Origin of the sequence: Streptomyces syringium (genome assembly GCF_017876625.1) — a bacterium.
Lineage (GTDB): Bacteria > Actinomycetota > Actinomycetes > Streptomycetales > Streptomycetaceae > Streptomyces > Streptomyces syringius.
In genome coordinates this window covers 983030-1006514 of the sequence record NZ_JAGIOH010000001.1, presented here as the reverse complement: position 1 = coordinate 1006514, position 23485 = coordinate 983030, and the positions used below count along the sequence as shown (strand labels likewise).

Annotated in this window: 21 protein-coding genes; 11 read left to right on the top strand and 10 right to left on the bottom strand. The window is 71.4% G+C overall.

The annotated features are described in order from the left end of the window. Positions 1 to 448: 448 nt before the first annotated feature. Complete coding sequence (locus JO379_RS04490) at positions 449 to 1819, bottom strand: condensation domain-containing protein (RefSeq protein ID WP_209514003.1); 1371 nt, start codon at positions 1817 to 1819, stop codon at positions 449 to 451. A gap of 37 nt (positions 1820 to 1856) precedes the next feature. Further along, on the bottom strand, positions 1857 to 3200 hold the full coding sequence (locus tag JO379_RS04485; protein WP_209514002.1) for a condensation domain-containing protein: 1344 nt from the start codon (positions 3198 to 3200) through the stop codon (positions 1857 to 1859). A 282-nt stretch (positions 3201 to 3482) separates the two neighbouring features. Between JO379_RS04485 and JO379_RS04480 the strand changes: the two genes are divergently transcribed. The 3 genes from JO379_RS04480 to JO379_RS04470 are packed head-to-tail and all read left to right on the top strand — an operon-like array spanning position 3483 to position 5843. After that, positions 3483 to 4322 (top strand): class I SAM-dependent methyltransferase, encoded by an 840-nt coding sequence (locus JO379_RS04480; RefSeq protein WP_130880729.1) that lies wholly within the window; start codon positions 3483 to 3485, stop codon positions 4320 to 4322. Positions 4323 to 4344: 22 nt separating this feature from the next. Beyond that, a complete protein-coding gene (locus tag JO379_RS04475; RefSeq protein WP_130880730.1) occupies positions 4345 to 4614 on the top strand; it encodes an acyl carrier protein in 270 nt (89 codons plus the stop codon). After that, positions 4614 to 5843 carry a beta-ketoacyl-[acyl-carrier-protein] synthase family protein gene (locus JO379_RS04470; protein WP_130880731.1) on the top strand — a complete coding sequence of 410 codons (1230 nt, stop codon included), beginning with the start codon at positions 4614 to 4616 and terminating at the stop codon, positions 5841 to 5843. Before JO379_RS04475 ends, JO379_RS04470 begins: the two co-directional genes overlap by 1 nt. A gap of 49 nt (positions 5844 to 5892) precedes the next feature. Here the strand turns inward: JO379_RS04470 and JO379_RS04465 are convergent, their stop codons facing one another. Further along, entirely contained in the window at positions 5893 to 8187 is a 2295-nt protein-coding gene (locus tag JO379_RS04465) for an NACHT domain-containing protein (protein ID WP_245381375.1), read from the bottom strand. Between the two features lie 211 nt (positions 8188 to 8398). Here JO379_RS04465 and JO379_RS04460 point away from each other — a divergent pair, with 211 nt between their 5' ends. Then, a complete protein-coding gene (locus JO379_RS04460; RefSeq protein WP_209513998.1) occupies positions 8399 to 9469 on the top strand; it encodes an AfsR/SARP family transcriptional regulator in 1071 nt (356 codons plus the stop codon). Further along, the gene (locus tag JO379_RS04455; RefSeq protein WP_307841898.1) at positions 9466 to 10182 is read left to right on the top strand and encodes a DUF6585 family protein; all 717 of its coding nucleotides are present in this window, start codon (positions 9466 to 9468) and stop codon (positions 10180 to 10182) included. The genes JO379_RS04460 and JO379_RS04455 overlap by 4 nt, the downstream gene beginning before the upstream one ends. Before the next feature lies 1 nt (position 10183). On the opposite strand, the gene JO379_RS04450 is transcribed toward JO379_RS04455, so the two are convergent. Beyond that, positions 10184 to 11116, bottom strand: a complete 933-nt coding sequence (locus JO379_RS04450) for a LysR family transcriptional regulator (protein WP_209513996.1) — start codon at positions 11114 to 11116, stop codon at positions 10184 to 10186. Positions 11117 to 11268: 152 nt separating this feature from the next. Between JO379_RS04450 and JO379_RS04445 the strand changes: the two genes are divergently transcribed. The 4 genes from JO379_RS04445 to JO379_RS04430 all read left to right on the top strand — a co-directional run bounded on the left by JO379_RS04445 (position 11269) and on the right by JO379_RS04430 (position 15689). Beyond that, positions 11269 to 12408, top strand: coding sequence for an FAD-dependent oxidoreductase (locus JO379_RS04445; protein ID WP_130880735.1), 1140 nt, complete (start codon positions 11269 to 11271; stop codon positions 12406 to 12408). 120 nt (positions 12409 to 12528) lie between these two features. Continuing rightward, positions 12529 to 13473, top strand: a complete 945-nt coding sequence (locus JO379_RS04440; protein WP_209513994.1) for a VOC family protein — start codon at positions 12529 to 12531, stop codon at positions 13471 to 13473. A 467-nt stretch (positions 13474 to 13940) separates the two neighbouring features. Then, a complete protein-coding gene (locus JO379_RS04435) occupies positions 13941 to 15032 on the top strand; it encodes a globin domain-containing protein (RefSeq protein WP_307841897.1) in 1092 nt (363 codons plus the stop codon). A gap of 39 nt (positions 15033 to 15071) precedes the next feature. Further along, a complete protein-coding gene (locus JO379_RS04430) occupies positions 15072 to 15689 on the top strand; it encodes a pyridoxamine 5'-phosphate oxidase family protein (RefSeq protein WP_209513990.1) in 618 nt (205 codons plus the stop codon). A gap of 18 nt (positions 15690 to 15707) precedes the next feature. Here the strand turns inward: JO379_RS04430 and JO379_RS04425 are convergent, their stop codons facing one another. Together JO379_RS04425 and JO379_RS04420 are read right to left on the bottom strand one after the other, a co-directional pair. Next, positions 15708 to 17105, bottom strand: a complete 1398-nt coding sequence (locus JO379_RS04425; protein ID WP_209513988.1) for an amidase — start codon at positions 17103 to 17105, stop codon at positions 15708 to 15710. Continuing rightward, positions 17092 to 17301 carry a hypothetical protein gene (locus JO379_RS04420; RefSeq protein WP_130880740.1) on the bottom strand — a complete coding sequence of 70 codons (210 nt, stop codon included), beginning with the start codon at positions 17299 to 17301 and terminating at the stop codon, positions 17092 to 17094. The genes JO379_RS04425 and JO379_RS04420 overlap by 14 nt, the downstream gene beginning before the upstream one ends. Before the next feature lie 215 nt (positions 17302 to 17516). Here JO379_RS04420 and JO379_RS04415 point away from each other — a divergent pair, with 215 nt between their 5' ends. After that, complete coding sequence (locus JO379_RS04415) at positions 17517 to 18452, top strand: MBL fold metallo-hydrolase (protein WP_130880741.1); 936 nt, start codon at positions 17517 to 17519, stop codon at positions 18450 to 18452. 28 nt (positions 18453 to 18480) lie between these two features. On the opposite strand, the gene JO379_RS04410 is transcribed toward JO379_RS04415, so the two are convergent. Then, positions 18481 to 19047, bottom strand: a complete 567-nt coding sequence (locus JO379_RS04410) for a TetR/AcrR family transcriptional regulator (protein ID WP_209513986.1) — start codon at positions 19045 to 19047, stop codon at positions 18481 to 18483. A 151-nt stretch (positions 19048 to 19198) separates the two neighbouring features. On the opposite strand from JO379_RS04410, the gene JO379_RS04405 reads away from it, so the two are divergent. Beyond that, on the top strand, positions 19199 to 19882 hold the full coding sequence (locus tag JO379_RS04405; RefSeq protein ID WP_130880743.1) for a restriction endonuclease: 684 nt from the start codon (positions 19199 to 19201) through the stop codon (positions 19880 to 19882). A gap of 43 nt (positions 19883 to 19925) precedes the next feature. Here JO379_RS04405 and JO379_RS04400 read toward each other — a convergent pair whose 3' ends face one another. From JO379_RS04400 to JO379_RS04390, 3 genes are read right to left on the bottom strand one after another with little or no spacing between them, the layout of a single operon-like run. Next, positions 19926 to 21269: a cytochrome P450 gene (locus JO379_RS04400; protein WP_209513984.1), complete on the bottom strand. Its 1344-nt coding sequence runs from the start codon at positions 21267 to 21269 to the stop codon at positions 19926 to 19928. Further along, on the bottom strand, positions 21253 to 22455 hold the full coding sequence (locus tag JO379_RS04395) for an acyltransferase family protein (protein WP_209513982.1): 1203 nt from the start codon (positions 22453 to 22455) through the stop codon (positions 21253 to 21255). The genes JO379_RS04400 and JO379_RS04395 overlap by 17 nt, the downstream gene beginning before the upstream one ends. Positions 22456 to 22484: 29 nt before the next feature. After that, positions 22485 to 23483: a terpene synthase family protein gene (locus JO379_RS04390; RefSeq protein WP_209513980.1), complete on the bottom strand. Its 999-nt coding sequence runs from the start codon at positions 23481 to 23483 to the stop codon at positions 22485 to 22487. Positions 23484 to 23485 lie beyond the last annotated feature (2 nt).

The following is a 23485-nucleotide window of genomic DNA, read 5'->3' as shown; positions in this document are numbered from 1 at the left end:
TGCACGGGTGACCTGTCAGCGAAAACGCCCGGTACCCGATGGTTTGCTTTGGACTCTCCTGTGCGTGACATGCAAAAAGAGCGCAGGATGAAGGGCGGGACGCGTCATTGCGGTCGGACGTGCACCGAATGAGGGGTCCCGAGACATGCACCTGAGGGTGCGTCATCGTATTTCGAGTTGGGTGTATCGGCCACGGTCAAGAAAACATCTGCGGTCGTCGACTGTCAAGAGAAAGTCGGCCAGTTGATCGCAGTGGCCCACCCCGCTCTCGCGGCATAAGGCTGCATTGGGGATTCTGATAGCCGGACTTATATTCGGCGGGTCGCCGCCCCGGCCGTGAGTTCCCGGGGGCTGGGAACTCCAAATGGCCGAGCGCGGCGACTCGGGATGCGTGTGCCGGGCCCGGTCGCGACATGACGGGCCTGCCGGGCGCGACCCGGGCGCTTCGTCAGGATGCCGGGCGTGTACCGGCCAACGCGGTGAGCATGATCTCCCTGACCCGGTCGAGGTACTTCGGCACACCCGCCGCGGCCTCCGGGGTGTCCGGCATGCTGACCACCAAGTCGGCCCGGTCGGAGAACCAGTTGAACCACAGCGACACGCCACTGGCGTTGTCGGGCCCGGTCAGGACGGTCGCGTCGGCGCTCAGGTAGTCACGGGAGCCGGGCGCGGCCCGGCCGTCCACATAGGACGCCATGGGCGGGATGGCCGGGACCTCGCCGTCCTTCAGGAGCAGTTCAAGGGCGCGGTGCAGCGGCACGTCGTATCCCGCGCGGGCGCGCTGGAAGCCTTGCTGTGCGGCGGCGATCGCGTCGGCGAGCGTCGGCGAGGCCGGCAACCGGAACATCAAGGGCGCGAGGTTGACCAGCCAGCCGTGCACCTGGAGCAGCCGCGGGTAGGCCCTGGTCGATACGGCGGTGAGCACGCGGTAGACGTCGTTGCCGGTGAACTCCCACTGTGCGAGGGCCAGCGCGGCGAAGGCGCCCGCGCCGAACCCGCCGCCGTGCCGGCCGCAATAGGCGCGGAAGGCGCGTGCCTCCGCGCCTGTGAGCACCGGGTACTGCAGCCGCGTGCCGCTCAGCAGTTCGTCGGCGTCGTTGCCCAGCTCGACGGGGAAGCCGGGGAAGCCGCCGTCCCCCGCGGCCAGGAACTCCGACCACGCGGCCAGCTCCGGCGCGGCCGCCGTCAGCGACGCGGAGCGTTCCCCCTCACGGCGGTTGCAGTCCAGGTAGCCGGGTGCCGGTGCCAGGTCGAGTGAGGTGCCGCCGCGGGCCGCGTCGTACCGCGCGCGGATCTCGTCGAACAGCAGCGCCAGGGAGTGCCCGTCGGTGTACGAGTGGTCGATCGCGAAGAACACCGTGGACGCCGTGTCCCGTCGGATCACACCGGCCAGCAGCCCCGGCCGGCCCGTCGTCGTCTGCTCGTCGATCCGCCGGTGCACATGGGCGCGCACGTCATCCGCGCTCATGAGGTCGCCCACGCGCGCCGGACGGACCGTGAGGGAATCGGGTGGCAGGCGGAAACCGCTCAGGTTCTCGGACTCCGGTTCGTACCAGGTGTGGAACGCCTCGTGCCGGCGCACCAGCCCTTGCCACGCGTCGGTGAGCGCGTCCAGGTCGGCCCGGCCCGCCAGGTCGAACGCCATGGCCACCCAGGGCGACTGCTGTCGTCCGGCGGCGCGGTGGGCGGCCGCCGACCGCAAGTGCGACTGCTGGAAGTGCGAGGCGGGCACGTGGTGCGGCACGGGCGCCCGGTCGGTGGTCAGCTCGAACTCGACCACCTCGCCCGGCTCGGGGCGCCAGTCGAGTATCTGGGTCATACGCACGGTGGGTCTCCTCCTCCATGGGGGCGGCAGGTCAGACGCGCGCGGGCACCGTTTCGGCCCGGTGGCTGTCCGCGACGCGGGCGGCGGCGTGCGCGGCGGCCAGAACGAAGCGTTCGACGTTCGCGCGCGCCACGACCGTGTCGGGGAAGCGCGTCGAGACGTGCACACCGCGTTCGCTCCTGGTCAGCCACACGTACACCTCGGCCGGGCCGTGGATCCGGCTGCGCAGCATCGTGTCCTCCTGCCGTGGCGGGGTGCCCGCCACTCGGCGTACGTCGAGATAGGACACGACGAACCGGGGATGGATCTCCCTGCGCAGCATGCGGCTGATGTGCGGCAGCGAACTGCCCGGGCCGGGCCTGCGGCGCCGCAGTTCGGCGGCGGCGAGGGCGACGGTGTCGGTGAAGACCGCCCCCGGAGCCGTCGGGATCCGGACCGGGTGCAGGCCGACGAACCAGCCCGGCGCCGTCCGCCACCGGTCGGGCCGGGTGTTGGCCAGGCTCACCACGGACAGGTGCCGCCCACCCGCGATCCTCCCCGCGGCGAGCGCGAGGCAGGCGAGCAGTCCCGCGGCGGTGCTGCCCCCGCCCTGGCGTGACGCGGCGGCGAACCCGGCCGTGGCCGGTTCGTCGAGAAGCCAACGGTAGGCACTGCGCTGCGTGAGCGGGGCCTCGGACGCGCCGAGCGGCAGCGGGAAGGCGGGGGTCCTGTCGTGGGCGTCGCAGAGCAGCGTCCGCCAGTGGTCGGCGTGTTCGGACTCCGTCGGCAGCCGGTCGACCAGGCTCCGTTCCTCGGCGCCGAAGTCCAGGAACGTCGGCCCGGGGAGGTGTTCGGCGCGGTCCGCCAGGAGGCCGCGGATCTGCCCCGGGATCATGGCGAGCGTGTAGCCGTCCACGATGCCGTGATCAGCTCCCGCGAACACCGTCACCCCGCCCGCGCCCTCGACCGTCGCGAAGACCACCTGCGGCCACCCCAGTGGGCCGGCGCCGCGGTCGAAGAAGGCCTCGATCTGTCGTCGGACCGAGGCGCCGTCGGCGAAGTCGCCGATGTCCTCCCTCCGCACCGTGACCGCGCTCGCGGGGAGCGTGCGGCGTACGCATCGCTCGCGGGCCGGCACCAGCCGGCTCCGCAGGTGCTCGTGACCGCGCAGCCAGGCGGAGAGCGCCGAACCGACCTGCTGCCGGCCGGCCCGGCCCACCCCGAACGACACCCCGACCCAGGCCGGATCGACGTGCCGCGGTCCCCGCGCGGCCGCGGCCCGCACATGGTGCTCGTGGACGAGCGCGGGCGCTCGCGGGTCGTCCGCCCAGGCCGAGGCGGCGGCGGTCGGTGTCCAGAACACCAGTCGGCCGGCCGGAACCGTGCTGTCACCCAATTCTGTGAACTTCAATGTCTCACCGAATCGACACGGTGCGACGCCGGCCTTGAATCACGATCACGATGCTCTCCTTATGACGCCTCGGTGCGACCGGCCGAAGCTATCCGGTCGCGATGAAACAAAAATGAAATCGAGCTGAGTCCGCTGGTCACGCAGACCGGGGCACCGGCACGGGGAAAACCGCTCTTGTTGCCCTTCGGGTGCGCTGGTAGCTTCGGCCCCCGTCATTCATTCCGCACCGCGCCGATTCATTTGACCGCGCCGCTGGAGGGTCAATTCATGAACGCACGAACAGAAACCGGATCCTCCCGATCCACGGGCGATACGGAACCGTCCACGGACTACGCCGCCCTGCGTCGCGACCCGGAATACGCCGAGTTGAACCGCGCGCTGCTCGACCTGGTCCCGGTCGGCTCCGGGCCGGCCGTCCTCGACCTGGGGTGCGGGGACGGAGCCGTCAGCGAGCAGCTGCTGCTGCGCGACCCGGCCATGTCCCTGGTCGGCGCCGATCCCGAACCGGACCTGCTGCACGCGGCGCGGGCCCGTCTCGGCGACCGGGCCCGGTTCGTCGTGGGCGACGCGGCAGCCGTCTCCCGGTTGTTCCCACCGGACACCTTCGACACCGTCGTGCTGGCCAACTGCGTGCACCTCGTCCCGGACCTCGACGAGGCGCTCGCCGCGATCGGGCAGGTGCTCGTCGGCGGCGGACGACTGGTGTTCAACTCCGCCTTCTACTCGGGCGCCGAGACCGCGGCCGACCTGCCCCTGTACGCCGACCTGGTCGGCACGGCCCGCGGTGTCGCCCGGTCGCGCGGGCTCCCGCTGACCCGGTCGGCCGCCGGCCGGCCCTCGGGGCTGCGCAGGAGCGTCGGGGACTATCAGGCCGCCCTCGCCGCGGGCGGTTTCACCGAAGTGGTCACCACCGAGCGGGCCTTCACTCTCGGTCCGCGCTTTCTCGCCGCATTGTGCTCCACCCCGATGTTCGCCGCCGCCGCGTTGCCCGGAATCGACCGGCACACCGCCGCGGAACTCCTCACGGAGACGATGGAAAAGCAATACGAGCGCGCCCCGTTCACGATCACGCGGCACTGCGTGTACTTCTCCGCGATCCGGCCGTGAAAACCTCAGAAAGGAATTCCAGATGTCCGAGGCATTGAACGTGGTCACCCGAGCGATTATCGGTATCCGGCCGGACCTGCGCGAATCCCGGGTGGCCATCACCCGCGACTCCGCCCTCTTCTACGCCGCTGATCCCGGCCGGCCGGTGCTGGGACTCGATTCCATGGAGGCGCTGGAGCTCATCGCCGTGCTGGAGAAGGAATTCGGGGTCGAGCTGGCGGACACCAGTATCAGGATCTCCGACCTGCACACGGTCGGAGACGTCGCCGACGCGATGTCCGGGGCGCTGTGATGTCCGAGGCGGCGCGCCACCGCGTGCTCGTCACCGGCATCGGCGTCGAGTCGTGCGCGGGCGGCACACCGGACGAGTTGTGGGACGCCCTGGCCGCGGGACGGCCCGCGATCTCGGCGCTGGAACTCGAGCAACCGCTGCCGTGCCAGGTCGGTGGCGTGGTCAAGGGGTTCGACCCCCGCGAGCACATGTCCGCCCAGCAGGTCCGCCGTACCTCACGCTTCCAGCAACTGCTGTTCGCCGCGGCGATGAAGGCACGGGCCGACGCGAGGCTGCGCACGGCGCCGGGGGCGCTGTACGTCGGCACCGGCGGCGGCGGGCTCGACGAAACCGCGCACCTCGTGACGGTCCTGCGGGAGAGCGGGTGGTCGAAGATGAACCGGCTCGGCCTGCTCCGGCTGCTGCCCAACCAGGCGGCCGGGTTCGTCGCCCAGGAACTGGACATCACCGGCCCGGTACTCACCCTCTCGACCGCCTGCGCGTCCTCGACGGACGCCATCGCGGCCGGCATGCGCGCGGTGCGTGACGGCACCGCCGACGTGGTCCTCGTCGGGGGCGTGGAGAGCTGGCTGGACCTGCCGTGCCTGGCGTCGTTCTGCTTGCTGGACGCGCTCTCCCGGCGGCCCGCGGCCGAGGCGGTGCGCGCGTCCCGCCCGTTCGACCGCGACCGCGACGGCATGGTGCCGGCCGAAGGCGCCGCCGTGCTCGTGCTGGAGTCCGAGCGATCCGCGCTGGCGCGCGGCGCGACCGTGCACGGCGAGGTGCTCGGTGCCGCGTCCACCTGCGACGCCCACCACGCCCTGGCCCCCCGGCCGGACGGCTCGGTGGCGGCCAGGACGATCGAGCTGGCCTGCGCCGACGCCCGCCTCGACACCGCTGCCGTGGACCTGGTCAGCGCGCACGGAACGTCGACACCGCTCAACGACCGTGCGGAAACCGCTGCCATCAAGCGCGCGTTCGGCTCTCATGCGCGGCAGGTGGCGATCACGGCGCCCAAGTCGGTCATCGGCCATGCCTGCGGCGCGTGCGGGGTGCTGGAGAGCGTCGGCGTCCTGCTCGCCATGCGCGAGAAGTTCGTGCCGCCCACCGCGAATCTCGAGAACCCCGACCCCGACTGCGACCTGGACTACACCCCGCTCGTGGGCCGGCCCGCCTCGATCGACGTCGCCGTCAAGCAGAACTTCGGATTCGGCGGCCAGAACTCGGCGGTGGTGTTCGGCGCCGCCTGAGGCCACCCGGTCGGCCCGGGGCAGCCGCCCCGGGCCGGGCAGCCGGGTATCACCGCTGTCGAGGGGGAGCGGCGCCGCCCGGCTGCCGGGGCACGCGGGGCTCCCGGTAGGTGCGGGCGAGGTGGTCCTGGAGGCGGGCGTGGCGGAACTGGTAGACCGCGCCTGCCTGGCGGAGGACACCCCGCTCGTAGGCGTCCTCCAGGAAGGTGACGACGGACCAGGGCAGCCGGCCGGTCAGCGGCAGCCAGATCCGGGAGAGGACCACCCACTGGCCCCAGGCCGTCAGGCTGAAGGCGTAGCTGAGGGCACCGCCGAGCCCGCTGATGAGGCCGAGCTTGAACGAGGACGTGGTGCTCCAGACGACCGGGCCCAGGAGGGGCGGCGAGAGGCGCGTCACCAGCTCCGCCCCGAAGCCGACCAGGATGCCGAACGTGGGTGCCCAGATGAGGAGTTGGGCGGCGACCGTGCGGAAGTTGGTGCGCAGGAGACTGATCGGATTGATGGCGGACCCGATGTCGAGGGGCGTCTCGAGGAGGCTCAGCAGGCCGAAACTGGGGCCGGCTGCCAGCGCGAACACCAGGCCGTAGATGGTGCCGTCGCCGAGACCGGCCTGCAGGGCGTCGGCAAGCTCGACGTGGCGGAGGACGCCGTTGTGCACTCCGCGTACGAAGCCGTAGCCGAAGCCGAAGACGAGCCCGCCCAGCAGTCCGATCACGAGCCGGGGCACGGCCCTGCGCGCGGCCTTCCCCGGCCTGCCGGACATCGTCACGCGCACCCCGGAGGGGGCGACCGCCGTGTTCCCGGCCGCGACCATGAACCAGTACGTGGTCCCGAACAGGAGCCCGGCGATGATCCCTACGGCCAGCCCGTCCGCGAGCTGGAAGCCGAGGGAGTCGAAGAGGGTGCCGACAACGCAGTCGAGCAGCCCGGTGACCAGACAGGTCATCAGCGCCGTCACCAGCGTGCGGGTGGAGCGGCGCAGCCCTGAACCGAGCCGCCACCACTCCAGGTTGGGGCTGTCGAGCCGGGTCAGGTGGTGGGCGAGGTAGCCGAGCCAGTACCGGGCGCGGTCCGGGTCGACGCCGCGGCGCGGACCGCCGCCCGGGCGGTGCTCCGGCCGCGGGCGGTAGACAGCGGCCACGAAATTGTCGAGAAGGTGCTCCTCCACTTCGGCGGGGCCGCCGAAGCGCCGGGTGTCCAGCAGCGAGAGAGGGTCGTGGCCGGGGGTGTCGCTGTAGACGGCGCGGGCGAGCGTCACCATCAGCGGGGTGGTGAGCACCGCGGCGAGATCGGCACCGGCCCGGCTGTGCGGTCGCTCGCACAGCTCGCTCAGCACGGGGTCCCAGGCACTCCGCGCGGGGTCCCCGCCACGGGCCTTACGGGTGGTGCGCGGCAGGTAGTCGGCCAGGTCGTCCGGGGTGAGATCGGTCAGGTTCACCGCCGCGGCGGCGGTGAGCACATCGGTCTCCGCCACCGCGGCGGCGTACTCGGACGGCCGGCTCGTCAGCAGCAGGGGCAGGGTGGTGGCGTTGAGCGCCTCCAGCGCGGGGCGGCGCAGACCGTCGGCGATCTCGTCGAAGCCGTCCAGCACGGGGAGCACCCGGCTGCTCTCGACCAGTGCGGCCGCCAGGCTCGGCCCGGCGGGTCCCGGAGCCGCGAGCCCGGGGTGATCACGCGTCAGCTGCCGGGTGAGCCAGTCCCGGAAGGTGAGGGCGGTGGGGTCCCACGAGCCGATGCTGAAGATCACCGGCACGGCATCGGTGCGGGCCCTCGACTTCAGACAGTCCAGGACGAACCGCACGGCGAGGACGGTCTTCCCGGAGCCGGGCCGGCCCAGCACCACCAGCCGCCCGGACGGGATCCGCCGGTAGGTGCCCACGATCTCGTCCAGGCGCCCGCCGAGGTCCAGCGGACCACGCACGGACCCGGCGGGCAGACAGTGGATGTTGGCCCAATGGTCGGTCAGCTCCTCGGGAGCCGACCGCCAGCGCACCGGCAACGGGTAGGGATCGTGGATCTGCCGGTGTTCCTCCTCGCGCTGCCAGCGAGCGGCCACCGCCTGCGCGAGCTGCTCGCCGATGCCGTCCAGGAGCTCCTGGAACGCCGAGGCCGGCTGCCCCACGACCGGCGGGACGTGGTCGGCCCGCTCGTCCGGCCGGTTCCCCTGCCCGGTCCGGCGGATGGCCGCGGCCAGCAGTTCCTCGCGCTCCTCCGCCGCCAGCCCGAGTGCGTCGGCCAGCAGCCGCACCGTCGTCACCCGGGGGTCGGTGCGCTCGCCGGTCTCCAGTCCGCGGAGGGTGCGCACGCCCACTCCGGCGCGTTCCGCCAGGGTCTCCTGAGTCATTCCCGCGTCGTGCCGCAGCCGCCGTAACAGCGCGCTGAACTCACTGGCCACAGGTCACGGCCTCCCCCTCGAATGTGTGTTTCCCCAGGTGGCGGACTTTAGCGTGACCACCGGCCGGATACGGCCGGTCTCCTGGCCTGTCCGTGGAACGGCGCCGGGGCCAGCGTCGACGGCATCCGCACCAGGAAGCAGCCCCGACCCGGGAGCCACCATGCCGATCACCGCAAGCACCGGCCAGCCGACCGTCACCACGCTCAGACACCAGGAGCGCGAGGTGCTCTACGCGGTCGGCTGCGGTCTGCGGGACGACGAGATCGCCGCCGCCCTCGCCATCCCCGAGGAGGCCGTGGCCCGGCACCTCGCACGGATCCTCGCCACCCTCGGACTGCGCGACCGGGCCGCCGCCATCGTCCACGCCTTCGACTGCGGCCTGGTCGCCCCCGGCCGCGGCCCCCGCAGACGGGCGAGCGGCCCGATGCCACCGACCGCCACCGGCCGCACGCCCGAACCACGGATACGGATATCGATGCTCGGACCCCTGCGGGCGTGGCGCGACGGACAGCCCCTGGACCTGGGGCACCTGCGCCAGCAGGCCGTACTGACGGCGCTGGCGCTGTGCCCGGGCCGGACGGTCAGCCGGCAGGAGCTGCTCGACGGGGTGTGGGGGGAGGAGCCGCCGAGCACGAACGTGGTCCCGGTGTACGTCTACCGGCTGCGCAAGATCCTGCGCGTGGGAGGCAGCCCGGTCGCGGCGATCGAGCACGATCGGTGCGGCTACCGGCTGCTCCCCGGCGCGGTCGCCGTGGACGTGGGACGCGTGGAGGAACTCATCACCGCGGCCGGCGCCGCGGAGCGGGCGGGCGAACTGACCGAGGCGGTCCGCGCCTGCTCCCAGGCGCTGGATCTCTTCCGGGGCGAGCCCCTGGCGGGTCTGCCCGGGCCGCTGGCCGAGCTGGAACGGCTGCGGCTGACCGCCCGCAGGGACGTCCTCGTACAGCGGAAACTCGACTGGCAGCTCCGGCTGGGCCGGCACTCCGAAGCGATCGCCGAGCTGTCGGCCCTGTCCGGGGAGCAGCCCCTGAACGAATCGGTCGCGGCGATGCTCATGCGCGCGCTGTACCTCAGCGGCCGACAGGCCGACGCGTTGGCCGTGTTCGACCGCACCCGCCGCCGGCTGGCCGATGACCTGGGGGTCTCTCCGGGCCGGTCGCTGCGGCGGACGCACGGGATGATTCTGCGCGGGGACGAGCCCCGCCTGGGCCTCACCGGAACCACGCAGTGACCGGCCCGGTGCGGCGCACGCGCAGCGAAGAGCTGCTGCTGGCCAGGGTCTCGGCAGCGGCCGGCCGCGAGCATCTCGGCAAGCGGCGTGCCACCTACGGGGCGGCCGCGCACACGGCACACGCGAAGCCCGTATGGGCCCGGGGGATCCGCGGCCTGCCGGCTTTCATCCGCTACGGCAGGCTGCCCGCGACGAAAGGGCGCGACGACGCGCGACTGGACCTGTACGCACAGGGAATGACGATTGCCGTCAAGGGGCGGATCCTGGTCGTCCGCTACGACACCACCTCCGTGTTCCGGACGAGCCCCCCGCACCCGCGCGACCCGGCCCGCGTCGGCCCCTCCTGCACGGTCACCGATGTCACCGGGGAGCGGGTCGTGCTGAGCGGCGGGCCGGACCACGACGACGCGGCGCCATGGCACTCGGAGATCCAGCGGGGCGTCATCCGCTCTCAACTGCCCCGCTCACTGGACGCACTTGACCGAGGGAAACGCCTGGCCTTCGGTGACATCTGGCTGACCAGCGAGCAGATCGGCTACGGAGAGGTCCGCGCGTGGTGGCCGCAGGTCCGGCACCTCAGGATCCGCGAGGAGGCTCTCGAACTCGACATCGACGGGAGGTGGCACGGGCCGGGCCCCGGGGTGTCCGGGATCCCGAACCTCTTCGTCCTCAGCGCACTCGTCGAGCACCTCGGACCGGACGGCGCACGCTGACTCAGGCAGTCGGTGGCCTCCCGCCACGAGGGCCGCCGAGCTGATCCCCGACCCGCGTGACGGTCTCCCGGAGCCAGATGTGCGCGGCGTCCTGGGTGTGTACGGGATGCCACCACATGGCTTCCTGGACCGGCACCGCCGCGAAGGGGCACTCCAGCACCCGCACGGCGGCCAGGCCGGCCGCGCGCCGGGCCAGTCGTTCCTGGATCATCGCGACACGGCGGGTGCCCTCGACCACATAGGGCAGCAGCTGGAAGGTGTGCACGGACACCTCGACGTGCGGAGTGATGCCGCTCATGCTGAGCTGCCGGGCCGCCGGAGCGTCGTAAGGGCGCTGGTAGACGGCCCAGGGCAGGCGGGCGAGATCGGCCAGGGAGAGTTCCTCGCCGACGTCCGGGTGGTCGTCGGCGACCAGGCACACCCAGCGGTCCTGGAAGAGGTCGGTGGCGGGGAAGCCCTCGATGATGCCGTGCGGCATCAGCAGGCCGTCGACGGTGCTCAGCACGGTGGCGGGGCTCTCCACGGCGGCTGGAGGGGCCTGTTGGAAGGTGAGGCGGATGCCCGGTGCCTCCTCGTGCAGGGCACGACTGAGCGGTGCGCCGAGGACGGCCGCGCCGTAGTCCGACCCCAGCAGCGTGAACTCGCGTGACGCGGTGGCCGGGTCGAATTCGGCCTGGCTGCTGAAGACGCGGTCCAGCAGATCGCAGGCGGTGGCGCTGCGGTCGCGCAAGGCAGCGCCGAGCGGCGTGAGCGTGTAGGCGTTGCCGACGCGGGTGAGCAGTTCGTCGCCGAAGTGCCGCCGCAGCCGGGAGAGGGCGGCGCTCATCGCGGGCTGGCTCACCCCGACGCGCTCGCCCGCGTGCGTGACGTTGCGTTCCTCCAGCAGTGCGCGCAGCGCGACGACGAGATTCAGGTCGAGTCGGGAGAGGTTCACTGCGGCGGTATGCCCTCCATGAGGGTATCCACGTGGTGGATAGGAGTCATAGGGAAGATTGATTTCCCTGATTGTGGCGGCCGGGGCAGAGTGATGCCAACCCGGTAGGAGGCAGTCCCGTGTCAACAGCCCCGCAAGCGCCCGTCGTTCACATGACGCACCCGCATGCGCCCCGGCGCACCGTTCTCGTGATCGGTGGTGGCACTGCCGGCAGCGCACTCGCCGTCCTGCTGCGCGGAGCGGGCTTCGGCGTCGACCTCGTCGAGGCCAAGGCCGACGGGAACGTTCACGGTTCCGGCATCGCCCTTCAGGGCAACGCCCTGCGCGTGCTGCGCGAGATCGGCGTCCTGGAGCGGGCGTGCGAGCTCGGTTACAGCAGCGACGGCGTCACCCTCCTCACGCCCGACGGAACGGAGGTACTCACCCAGCAGGACGTACGCACCGGCGGTGAGGACCTGCCGGCCACCCTGGGAATGCGGCGCCCCGTGCTGCAGAAGATCCTCATGGCAGCGGTTCGGGAGTCGGGCACGCGGGTCCGGCTCGGCTGCACCGTGGACCGGCTGGCGCAGGATGCCACGGGTGCCGACGTGTCCTTCACCGACGGCACGAGCGCCAGCTACGACCTCGTGGTCGCGGCCGACGGCCTGAACTCCGCCACGCGCCGGCTCATCGGCATCACCGACGAGCCCGCTCCGACCGGCATGGCGATCTGGCGCACTCCCGCACCGCGCCCGGCCGGCGTCACCCGCACCCACCTGGTGTACGGCGGCCCCGCCCACATCGCCGGATTCTGCCCCACCAGCGACACCATGATGTATGCCTTCCTCGTCGAGGCCAACCGTGACCGGGCATCGATCGACCCGGCGTCGTACGCCGACGAGATGCGCCGTCTCGCCGGGGGATACGGCGGCCACTGGCACGGGATCCGCGCGTCGATCACCGACCCCGAGCAGGTCAACTACACCTGGTTCACCCGGCACCTGGTCGAAGGCCCCTGGCACCGCGGCCGCGTCGTCCTGGTCGGCGACGCCGCCCACGCGTGTCCGCCCACCCTCGCCCAGGGGGCCGCCATGTCCCTGGAGGACGCCTCGGTCCTCGCCGAGCTGCTCCGTGCCCACGAGGTCTGGGACGACGCCTTGCTCACCGCCTACCGTGACCGCCGGATGCCGCGCGTGCGGACGGTCGTCGACACCTCGGTCCGGATCGGCCAGTGGCAGTCGGACGGCGTGCGGGACGCCGACGTCCCGGGTCTGCTGCGCCGCACCTCGGACGTGCTGAAGGAACTCCCGTGAACGCTCACGCATGACCGCCGGAGCCGATCACCTGCTGCCCGGCTACCGCTCGCCCTGTCGGTACGGGCACCGAGGACTCCCCGGCCGCCCTGCCGCGCCGCCACAGAGGAGGAACCCGCCATGACACCCACCGGTCGTCTGCTCACCCATCTGCGCCACGTCGACCTCGCCGTGCCCGACTACGACAAGCAGCTCGACTTCTACGCCGGCGTCTGGGGCCTGACCGAGGTCGCCGAGGACTCCGGCATCTCCTTCCTCGCCGCCGAGGGCTCCCCCGAGCAGTACATCGTGCGACTGCGCGCGGCCGGCGAGAAGCGTCTCGACCTCGTCTCCTACGGCGCCGCGCACCGGGCCGACGTCGACACCCTCGCCGAACGCCTCCTCGCCCAAGGGGTGCGGCTGATCTCCCGGCCGGAGAGGATCGACACCCCCGGCGGCGGCTACGGCTTCCGCTTCTTCGACGTCGACGGCCGCACCATCGAGGTCTCCGCCGATGTCGAGGCCCGTCGGCACCGCAGGATCGAGGAGAAGGAAGCGATACCGGTCCGCCTCTCCCACGTCGTGCTCAACTCCCCGGACCTGGCCAGGACGAAGGCGTGGTACGAGCAGCACCTCGGCTTTGCGCTGAGTGACACCCTCCGCTCCCCGCACGCCGGTGACCTCATTCACTTCCTGCGGATCAGCTCCCAGCACCACTCCATGGCCCTCGCCAAGGGCCCGCACACCTCGCTGCACCACATCTCCTTCGAGATGCGCGGTCTGGACGAGTACCTGCGCGGCTCCGGCCGCCTGCTGCGGGCCGGTCACCGCAAGCTCTGGGGCCCCGGCCGGCACCTGGCGGGCGACAACGCCTTCACCTACTTCCTCGACCCGCACGGCAACACCGTCGAATACACCACCGAGCTGGAGGAACTCGACGAGGACACCTGGCACCCGCACGTCTACGACTTCTCGCGGCCCGAGGTCACCGACCAGTGGGGCACGGCCAACCCCATGAACGAGCTGATCGCCGAGGAATCCTTCAACGACGTAGACCGCGGCTGCTTCGTCGCCCCGCCGGTCTGAGCACCCCGGGTCGATATATCCCTCAAGTCGTCACACCGGTCGGGATCGGTCGGGGCAAGGCAACAAGAACTCGCCCCGACTTCTAGTGGGTGCGGCCCTTCCTCACTCCGTGCTCCTCATTCAGGATCAGGTGGCATCCGGAAGCACCCCATCCGCTTCGTCGCCTTCGCACTCCAATGAGGACTTATGTTGGCCCCATGCGACTCCCACCCCGCCGACTTCGCGATCCGAGGGCGAGGCGCCCGGGGCGATGACGCCTCGCGGTCCGCCCGGCGGAAGTCACGTCGGGCAGCGGACGGGGGAGCGCTGGCCCCTTGAGATTCAGGATCGGTCGTTCCAGCAGCACCTCTGCACGCCAGGCTCCGCAGGACCGGGTGCCTGCCCAGGCCGTACGCACCGGACAGCCACCGGCCGCCGAAGCGCCCTTGTCGGATCACGAGATAGGACTCATCAGGACTTCCCTGTCGGTGGTCGAGCCCCTCGCAGGGGAGGTAACGGTCTACTTCTACGCGATTCTCTTCGCTCGCTACCCCGAAGTCCGGCCGATGTTCCCCCAGGGGATGGATGCCCAGCGCGATCGCCTCCTGCGCGCGCTGCTGCGCATCGTGGATCTGGTCGACGACCCCGAGAACCTCGTCCGCTTCTGCGGGCACCTCGGCCGCGACCATCGCAAGTTCGGCACCCTCGCCGCGCACTTCCCGGCTGTGGGCGAGTGCCTCCTCGCCACTCTGGCCAGGTTCGCCGGGCCGGCGTGGACCGCGGAGATCGCCGCCGCCTGGACGAAGGCATACGGCACGGTCGCCCAAGTCATGATCAGTGCGGCCGAGGAGGACGAGGCGGTACGGCCCGCCGTGTGGCCCGCCACGGTGGTGCACCGTGTCTCGCGCGGCCACGGCATCGCCGAAATCACCGTACGCCCCCACATGCCCTACGCGTACGCCGCGGGCCAGTACGTGAGCGTCGAGACGCCTTGGTGGCCGAAGAGATGGCGCTACTACTCCGTCGCCAACGCGCCGCGTGAGGACGGCACCCTCACCTTTCACGTGCGCGCGGTCGCCGGCGGCTCGGTCAGCGGCGCACTGGTGAACCGGGCCGTGGTGGGCGACGTCCTCCAACTGGGTCCGCCCATGGGCGACATGACCCTGGACGCGGCGGCCCACCACAGCGAACTGCTCCTCGTGGCCGGTGGTACCGGTCTCGCCCCGATCCGCGCGCTCGTCGAAGAGGTCGCCCGCAGAGGCGGACGTCGGCAAGTGCAGCTGTTCCTCGGCGCCCGGACCGGGGCCGAGCTGTACGGGGTCGACGACATGCTCCGGATGGCCCAACGGCACCACTGGCTGACCATCAGGGGTGCGGTCTCCGATGAATACACCCCCGGATTCCGTGGCTCCCTGCCGGAAGTACTGGCCGAGTACGGGCCGTGGTACCAGCACGACGTCTTCCTCAGCGGCCCGGCCCAGATGGTGGTCTCCGCCAGGGAGACGCTCACCCTCAGCGGCACCCGGCCCGATCGCATCCATTACGACCCGTTCGACACTCCCGTCCTGTCCGCCCTCTGAGCCGCACCCTCTCGTCCGCCCCTGCCAGGAGAACCCCCCGTGACCTTGCCTCCGCCGACCTTCGGATCAGCGGGTGAACACCACTTGCAGCAGCAGCTGGGCACCGCCGACCGTGCCGCCCGGTTCTACGATCAGCAGGTGCGCCCCCATCTCACCGCCGAGATGCGGGACTTCATCGGCCGCCAGGCAATGGTCTTCCTCGCCACCTCCGACTCCCACGGGGAGTGCGACGCCAGCTTCCGGGCCGGGCCGCCGGGGTTCGTGCAGGTGCTCGACGCCCGTACGCTCGCCTATCCGGAATTCCGTGGGAACGGTGTGATGGCCAGCGCCGGCAACATGATCGAGAACCCTCACCTCGGCATGCTGTTCGTGGACTTCACCCACCACCACGTGGGGCTGCACATCAACGGTGTGGCCCACCTCTACCACGACAGCGACCTACGCCGTATCCATCCCGGTCTGCCCACGGACGTCGCACCCGGGCGCGGACCGGAGATGTGGGTCCGTCTCACCGTCGAGGAGGCCTACATCCACTGCTCCAAGTACATACCCCACCTGGAACCGGCCCCCCGCCCCGCGGGCCGCGAGGCGGCCCGCCCCAAGGACGCGGACTATTTCACCCAGCCCCACGCGGCACATCGGCCGAGCCTTCCGTGACAAGGGGGGCAGCGTTCCCTACGCGGCAGGGGCCAGGCCGCGGGCGGTGCCGGTCAGCTCGTAGGCGTGTCCCGCACGCAGCACCGTGGCCTCGTCGAAGGGCCGCCCCATGAGCTGCATGCCGATCGGCATGCCCGCCGCATCACTGCCGACCGGCACGGTCAGTGAGGGAACGCCGGTGATATTGGCAGGAGCCGACAGCCGCACGTACGCGTCGGAGACGCTCTCCACACTGGTGTCACCCCAGGTCACGGTGGTCTGCCCGGCCTTCACGGCGGTGAGGGGCACGGTCGGTGCGGCGATCACGTCGACCGTCTCCAGCATCTCCAGCCAGGCCTGCCGCATGAGGGTGCGGGCGCGCTGGGCGCGGAGGTAGTCCCCCGCGGTCATGAGCTCGCCCGCCTCCAGGAGGACGCGGACGTCGGTCGCGTACAGATCGGGCACCGCCCGCAGTGTCCGCTCGTGATAGGCGGAAGCCTCGGGCACCATCAGACCCCACTGGATCGCCTGGATGTAGCGCGTCATCGGGATCTCGATCTCGACGAGCCGGGCGCCGAGTTCCTCCAGCCGGCCGATCGCCCGGCGAACGGAGGCCTCGATCCCGGGATCCACCCGGTCGAAGTAGTAGTTGCCCGGCACGCCGACCCGCAGCCCCGTCAGGTCCGTGCCGTCGCCGCTCGTCCGATAGTCCACGACAGGGGCCGCGACGGACGCGGGGTCGCGCGGGTCGTGCCCGACCAGGGCGGCCAGAACCAGCGCCGCGTCCTCCACCGTGCGGGTGAGGGGGCCCACGTGGTCGAGCGACCAGGACAGCGAGGTCACCCCGTACCGGGGCACCAGCCCGTACGTCGGCTTCAGCCCGACGATCCCGTTCAGCGAGGCGGGCACCCGGATCGACCCCCCGGTGTCGGTCCCCAGGGCGAAGGTGGCCGCCCCCGCGGCCACGGCGACGGCCGAACCACCGCTGGAGCCGCCGGCCACCCGGTCCAGGCTCCAGGCATTGCTGGTCTGCGGGGTGGTCAAGCCGTAGGCGAACTCATGAGTATGGGTCTTGCCGACGAACGCCACGCCGGCCTCGGCGAGTCGCGCGGCGACCGTGCTGTCCGTCTTCGCCCGGTGCCCCGTCCGTACCCGGGAGCTCGCCGTGGTGGCCATCCCGGCCACATCGATGAGGTCCTTCAACCCGACGGGAATGCCGTGCAGGGGCCCTCGGGGAGGAGTGCCACCGGCGATCGCGGCCTCCGCCGTCCGCGCCGCCTTTCGCGCATGGGCTGCCGTCACCGTGGTGAAGGCCCGCAGACGCGGCTCGACTTCTTCGATGCGCTCCAGCACCGAATCCACCAGTTCGACCGGGGAGACCCGCCGGGAGCGTACCGCCTCGGCCGCGTCGGTCACGGACAGCTCATACGGCTGCATCGTGCTGCTCCCCTCCCGCGCGGTACGCGGCGGACGGCGGTGTGTCGCCGAAGTCCAGCTCGCGCAGGACGGAGACGACGGAACGGATGTGCTCGGCGGTGGCTGCCACTTCCGCGTGGCGGTCCTGTGGCAGCGAAAGCCCGGACCGTGCGGCCCAGCGGGCGGCCTCGGGTGGAGTGAGGTCTGCGGCGGACATGTGTGCTGCCTTCTTTCACGGTGAACGGCGGAAGATCACCGCCGAGCTAAAGCTAACGGCTTGCGTTAGTCGAAGGTAGAGTCTACGGTCGCTTAAGGCAAACCAATTGCGTTTGTTGTGAACGTCGGTCGTCTCCAGCGGATTTGGGTCCTGGTGGGCGCCCGCACCACACCGCCACCGGATGCCGGATCTCCGTAAGCGAAGGAAGCGCCAGCATGCGCACAGCACAACTCACCGAGCCGATCACGTCCGACCTTGCTGCTCACTGGACCGTCGGGGATATCACGATCCACCGCATCCACGAGATCCCTCTTCCGCCCCGGACCGGGCCGTGGCTGCTGCCGGCCGCCACCGCGGAGGTGGTCGCCGGACACGACTGGCTGCGACCCGACTTCGCCGGTCCGGACGGCGTCCTGCGCATCGACAGCCATAGCTTCGCGCTGGTCGTGGACGGACTGCGCGTCCTCGTCGACACCGGGATCGGCAACGGCAAGACGAGGGAGAACCCGGCGTGGAACGACCTCGACACTGACTACCTCGCGCGCCTCGCGGGCGTCGGATTCGCCCCCGAGGGCGTCGACCTGGTGGTGCTCACCCATCTGCACACCGACCACGTCGGATGGAACACCCGGGAGGTCGACGGTGTGTGGGTGCCGACGTTCCCCAACGCCCGCTACCTCACGGCCAAGGCGGAGTACGACTTCTGGGCCGCGTACGACATGGACGAGGCGCGGCGCGGCATGTTCAGTGATTCCGTCATCCCGATCGCGGAGGCGGGACTGCTGGAAACGATCGATGTGCCGGACGAAGGGGTCGACGTGGCCGACGGTCTGCGCTTGCTGCCGGCTCCGGGGCACACCCCCGGGCAGCTCGCCGTCCAGGTGAGCAGCGCGGGCGCGGCGGCCCTCATCACCGGGGACTCCATCCACCACCCCGTACAACTGGCGCATCCGGGAATCGGCAGCTGCGTCGACATCGACCCCGCGCAGGCCGAGGCGACCCGCCGTGCGTTGCTCGCCCGGCTCGCCGACACCGGTGCCCTGGTTCTCGGAACGCACTTCCCCGCGCCGACCGCCGGTCGCGTGGTCACCGATGGGGACGGCTACCGGCTCGAAGCGGTGGCCGCCGGTGTCCGGCCTGCCGCGGCCTGAGGCCCTGTCGGCCTCTGCCCGGGGGAGGTCAGCGGGTCGTGCCGAAACCCTCCACGGCCTCCTGCGCGAGACGGAGTGCGTACTCCTCGGTGAGGCCGTCGGGGCGGAACAGGATGCGGTACATCATCGGTGCCACGACCCGGTCGATCACGGTTTCCACGTCGGGGGTCTCCTCGCCGCGCTCCGCGGCGCGGGCAAGCATGGTGCTGATCTGGTCCGCCGCGTAGGCCGAGCACTGCCCCGCGTTGTCGCCGTCGGGGCCCCCCAGGAGGGCGTCGCGGATGTAGGCCCGTCCGATGGGAGAGGCCATTTCCTCGAGGAACTGCGCGGCCCAGCTCCGCAGATCGTTCAGCAGATGGCCGTGGTCCTCCGGGGGAGTGTCCGGACGCAGATGCTCGACGGCGACATCGGAGAGCAGCTCCTGCAGGTCGCCCCAGCGGCGGTAGATCGTCGAGGGGGTGACGCCGGCACGGGCCGCAACCAGCGGAATCGTCAGCTCCGGGCGTCCGAGCTCGTCCTGGAGTTCGCGTACGGCGGTGTGAACCGCCTGCTGGACCCGTGCGCTGCGGCCTCCTGGGCGGACTATCGGCTTCATGCGGTCAGCTTAAAGCAAATTTCTAGCTTCACGCTCGGAGTGCGGCCGGCCTCTGTCGCCGCTGCCCGGGCGAGGGCGCGGTGTAGGGGCGGCGCGCCGGGGCAGACGTACCGACGATCTTGACGTCGAGACGTGAGGGGGACCGGCGGCCATGACCATTCCTGGCCCCAGGGAGCGATCCGGCCGGCAGTCCCCTTTCAGCCTGCGCCAACTGACGCTGTGCTTCGGGCTGATCGCCGCCCTCATCTGTGGGGCAGGCCTGACGGTACGCGCCGTGACCGCCGCGGCCGCGGACCATCCCGGCAGGGCCTTGGCCATGGGGGCGGCGCTGTTCATGGCCGCCGCCGTGCTGCGCCGGCGCCATCGCCTACGGCAGGCCGCGGGGGTCCGGGAGTACGCGGGCGTTCCCGTCTCGGGGCCGACCGTCGCAGAACCCTCCCTGATGCCTGCGTATGAGTCGATGAGCCCCGATGAGTTCGAGGCGGCGGTCGCGGAGCTGTGCAAGCGTGACGGGTGTTCGGATGTACAGGTCACCGGTGGTGCCGGGGACCTGGGCGCCGACGTCGTGGCCACCGCGCCCGACGGGAGGCGTGTCGTGATGCAGTGCAAGAGATATTCCCCGGGCCACAAGGTGGGATCACAGGAGCTCCAACGCTTCGGCGGCACCTGTTTCGCTGTCCACGGTGCCCACACGGCAACCGTGGTCACCACGAGCGAATTCACCCAACCGGGCGCCGAGTACGCCGCTCAGTGCGGGATCGGCTGCTTCGGCGCCGACGAGCTGGCCGCGTGGGCCGCCGGCACCGGGCCGAGTCCCTGGGACGCCGAGCGGTAGACCGGCCGGCCCCGCGCACCGCGCCGCCGCCCCCGGCCCCCTGTCAGGGAAAACGCGGCTCCGCGGTCATCGTGAGGCCCTTGGGGTGGGTGGTGGCCGCGGCCACTTCCCGGACGGCGGCGCCCGGCCGGGCGCGCATGCGCCAGCGGGAGCAGATGACCGCCAGGGCGATGGTGATCTCCGTCAGGGCGAAGGCGTCGCCGATGCACTTGTGAACGCCCGCCCCGAACGGGACGAAGGCACCCCGGGGGCCGGCGCCGTCCCGTTCGGGGAGCCAGCGGTCCGGGTCGAAGACCTCGGGGTCGGGGAAGTGCCGCGGGTCGCGCTGGAGGGCGTAGGGGCTGTAGACGACCTCGGCGCCCTCGGGGAGCGTGACATCGCCCAGCCGCACCGGGTGGAGCGTGCGGCGCAGGATGAGCCAGGGCGCGTGCAGCCTCAGCGTCTCGGTGACGACCCGGCCGGTGTGGGGCAGGGCGCAGAGGTCCTGCCAGGTCGGGGGACGGCCGCCCAGGACGGTGTCGAGTTCTTCGTGCAGGCGTTTCTCCGCCTCGGGGTGGCGCCCGAGCTCATGGAGGGCCCAGGCCACGGTCGCCCCCGTCGTCTCCACACCGGCGAACAGGAAAGTGATCACCTGGTCGCGTATCTGCTGGTCGGTGAGGGCGTCCCCGTCGTCGTCACGGGAGTCCAGCAGCAGGGTCAGCATGTCGGCCCGCCGCTGCCCGGGGGCGCGGTAGGTGGTGATCGTCTCGTCGATGACCCTGTTCGCCACCGTGATCGCGCGGCGGTAGCGGCGGTTGCCGGGAGTGGGGAGCTTCTCCCACGCCGTGGGCAGCAGGGTGCGCAGGACCGCGCCGTGGAAGAGGGTGAGGATGCTCTCCCTGAACTCCGCGGCGGCCCGCGGGGTCATCTCCGTGGCGAACAGGCAGGCCGTCACGGCCGTCAGGGCCATGTCGTTCATGGCGCTGTCGACGGAGATCTCCTGTCCGGGCCGCCAGCCGGCGACCGTGTTGTCGGCGGCCGTCCGCATCGTGTCGGCGTACTCGGCGATGCGGTCGCGGTGGAAGGCCGGCTGGATGAGCCGGCGCAGCCTGCGGTGCTTGCGCCCGGAGGTCGTTCCGACCCCCTCGCCGAGGAACTGGGCGAGCTTCTCGTAGACCCGGCCCTGCGTGAAGTCGTGGTCGCTGGTGACCAGGACCCGCCGCACCAGCTCCGGGTCGGTGACGACGTAGGCGGGCATGTGGGCGATGCGCACCTTGACCACGTCACCGAGGGACGACAGGGAAGTGATGAACGGCAGCGGGGCGCGCAGCAGGGGAAGGACGTGGCCGAGGCCCGGGAGGGCACGGGGGGCCGGCGGGAGGACGGGGCTCTCAGCGCGTCGGGGCATAGGGATCTCCTGCGGTCGCGGGGTCGGCGTGCGGTGCGGGACGGGGCCGTGCGTACCGGCGCATGAGCGGTACCTCGCAGTACCGGTACAGCAGATGGGAGGCGAGCAGGGACAGCGCCACGATGCCGAGGACGAGCAGCGTGCCCGCTGCCACGCCGAACTTCCGCTCGGCGCCCAGGACATGACGCACAATCATGATGATGGGGTAGTGGATGATGTACAGGGCGTACGAGGACTGCCCGAGGGCGACCAGGCGCGGGTGCCGGAGGACGGACGCGCGTGCCGCGATGTCCTTCCCGGCCAGTGCGGGGATGACCAGCGCGAGCGGTACGCACAGCGCGGCGCCGAAGACGAAGGTCGCGGGCAGCACCGGGACGAGGGCGAACGCGGCCACGGGAAGGCCGATGAGCACCGGGCGGCGTACCTCGATCCAGCGGCCCTCCTGCACCAGCCGGGCGGTGAGGATGCCCAGGGTGAATTCCAGCACCCTGACCGGCGGAAACGCGTAGACGAACCAGAGCTGGGTGCCGTTGAGGGGCAGCCAGTCGTAGAGCGTCGGCCCGTTGACGAGCAGGCTCACCAGGGCCATGAGGGGGATCGCCGCGGCGACCGCACCCCACCACCGCCACAGGCGGGGTGCGGCGATGCGGCGGACGGCCGTCAGGAGGAAGGGGAAGAGCAGATAGAAGAACGCCTCGCACGAGATGGACCAGGCGGGCACGTTGGGGCCCACGTAGTAGTGCTCGAGCGGTACCCAGTTCTGGATCAGGAGGAGGTTCGCCAGGGCCGGCGCCGGTTCGGCGTCGGTGGGTGTGGCCAGCATGCCCGTCGTTCCGGCCGTGGTCACGAGGAACACCACGGCGACCAGCCAGGCGGCCACGTGATTCGGCACGATCTTCCAGAACCTGCGCCGCCAGAACCGGCGTCTGGGCTCGTGCCGTGGGGCCGACCACGTCAGGATGAAGCCGCTGAGCAGGAAGAAGGACGCGACTGCTCCGGTGGCCAGGGGAAGGGTGAGGCCGAGGAGGTCGTGGAGTCGCTGGTCCTGGTAGACGGAGGAGATGAAGGCCGCGTGGCAGACGAGCACCACCAGGGCAAGAACGAAGCGGTAGCCGGTGAGACTCGGCAGATCCCGGGGAGGGGAGGAGGAGTCCGGCGCCGCCGGACCGGGGGAAGCCGCGGGCATGAGGTGTTCCCTTCGCCGTCCGTGCCCCGTCATTCGCCGAAGTGCTGCGGGCCGGTCACGCCGAGGTCGGGGCTCTCCACGTGGTACCGGCCGCAGGTCAGGCTCCAGTCCTGGTTGCCGCGGGTCCACGCGGCCAGCGCGTCGAGGTAGCGCCCGACCCGCGGGTCGTCACTGGTCAGCCGGAGCCGTCGGCTCAACTCCTCGAAATCGGCGAGTTCCCGGTCGTGGTGGGCGACGGCTCGTCCGATCGCCTCTTCGGGGGTGCAGCCGTGGTGCTGTGCGAGGACGGTGATCAGGTTGATGGCGCCCGGCCAGTGCAGTTCGCGGAGCCCGGAGAGGATGTCGTTGATCCAGGAGTTCACCCGGCTCGCCGAGAGGGCGAGTGCCTGGAGCTCCGGCTCGCTCCACCGGGCGCCGGGCAGCGGAAAGCCGCCCGCGGTCTCCAGGAGCACGAACATCACGGAGCGCAGGGCGATGCTGGATTCGCGGAGCGCGATGTACTCCTCCAGAGAGGGCATCGCGCGGTGGGAGAGGTAGACGACCTCGGCGCCCGCTCCGGTGAAGTACTCGTGCAGGCCGGCGAGAAACCGCTGGAAGTGCTCCGGACCGGCGTGCCGTGCGGTGCGCGCGCACAGGTCGTGCAGGGCGCGGATGTAGGGGTCGTCACCCGGCGGGGCGTCGGGGTCGTGCAGGACCCGCAGACAGCGGAGGGTGTGCCGCGCGCAGTCCAGGAGCCGGCCGTCCTCGGCGGCGCGCTCCATGTACTCGTCGTCCTGGAGGAACAGCCAGATCATCCAGTCGCAGGCCAACTGCGCGCCTTCGAGGCTCGCGTAGGGGTACGTCAGGGCGGCGAGGTGCCCGAACCGGGCGGCCCGGGCGGCTTTCTCCTCGGCCGCGTCGCGAATGAAGCCGAACTGCCACATCCACGCGATCGCGGACTCCTCCAGGCTCTCGGCGGCCGGATGGACGGCAGGGGGGAAGGGGCACCGCAGTCGCGGTACCGGTATCTGCAGGGACTGATCGAGCATGA

Bases quoted from the DNA above. Each gene is read 5' to 3' on its own strand.
- JO379_RS04490 (WP_209514003.1), bottom strand. From the start codon at position 1,819: ATGACCCAGATACTCGACTGGCGCCCCGAGCCGGGCGAGGTGGTCGAG.
- JO379_RS04480 (WP_130880729.1), top strand. From the start codon at position 3,483: ATGAACGCACGAACAGAAACCGGATCCTCCCGATCCACGGGCGATACG.
- JO379_RS04475 (WP_130880730.1), top strand. From the start codon at position 4,345: ATGTCCGAGGCATTGAACGTGGTCACCCGAGCGATTATCGGTATCCGG.
- JO379_RS04470 (WP_130880731.1), top strand. From the start codon at position 4,614: ATGTCCGAGGCGGCGCGCCACCGCGTGCTCGTCACCGGCATCGGCGTC.
- JO379_RS04465 (WP_245381375.1), bottom strand. From the start codon at position 8,187: ATGACTCAGGAGACCCTGGCGGAACGCGCCGGAGTGGGCGTGCGCACC.
- JO379_RS04460 (WP_209513998.1), top strand. From the start codon at position 8,399: ATGCCGATCACCGCAAGCACCGGCCAGCCGACCGTCACCACGCTCAGA.
- JO379_RS04445 (WP_130880735.1), top strand. From the start codon at position 11,269: ATGACGCACCCGCATGCGCCCCGGCGCACCGTTCTCGTGATCGGTGGT.
- JO379_RS04440 (WP_209513994.1), top strand. From the start codon at position 12,529: ATGACACCCACCGGTCGTCTGCTCACCCATCTGCGCCACGTCGACCTC.
- JO379_RS04425 (WP_209513988.1), bottom strand. From the start codon at position 17,105: ATGCAGCCGTATGAGCTGTCCGTGACCGACGCGGCCGAGGCGGTACGC.
- JO379_RS04420 (WP_130880740.1), bottom strand. From the start codon at position 17,301: ATGTCCGCCGCAGACCTCACTCCACCCGAGGCCGCCCGCTGGGCCGCA.
- JO379_RS04415 (WP_130880741.1), top strand. From the start codon at position 17,517: ATGCGCACAGCACAACTCACCGAGCCGATCACGTCCGACCTTGCTGCT.
- JO379_RS04410 (WP_209513986.1), bottom strand. From the start codon at position 19,047: ATGAAGCCGATAGTCCGCCCAGGAGGCCGCAGCGCACGGGTCCAGCAG.
- JO379_RS04405 (WP_130880743.1), top strand. From the start codon at position 19,199: ATGACCATTCCTGGCCCCAGGGAGCGATCCGGCCGGCAGTCCCCTTTC.
- JO379_RS04400 (WP_209513984.1), bottom strand. From the start codon at position 21,269: ATGCCCCGACGCGCTGAGAGCCCCGTCCTCCCGCCGGCCCCCCGTGCC.
- JO379_RS04395 (WP_209513982.1), bottom strand. From the start codon at position 22,455: ATGCCCGCGGCTTCCCCCGGTCCGGCGGCGCCGGACTCCTCCTCCCCT.
- JO379_RS04390 (WP_209513980.1), bottom strand. From the start codon at position 23,483: ATGCTCGATCAGTCCCTGCAGATACCGGTACCGCGACTGCGGTGCCCC.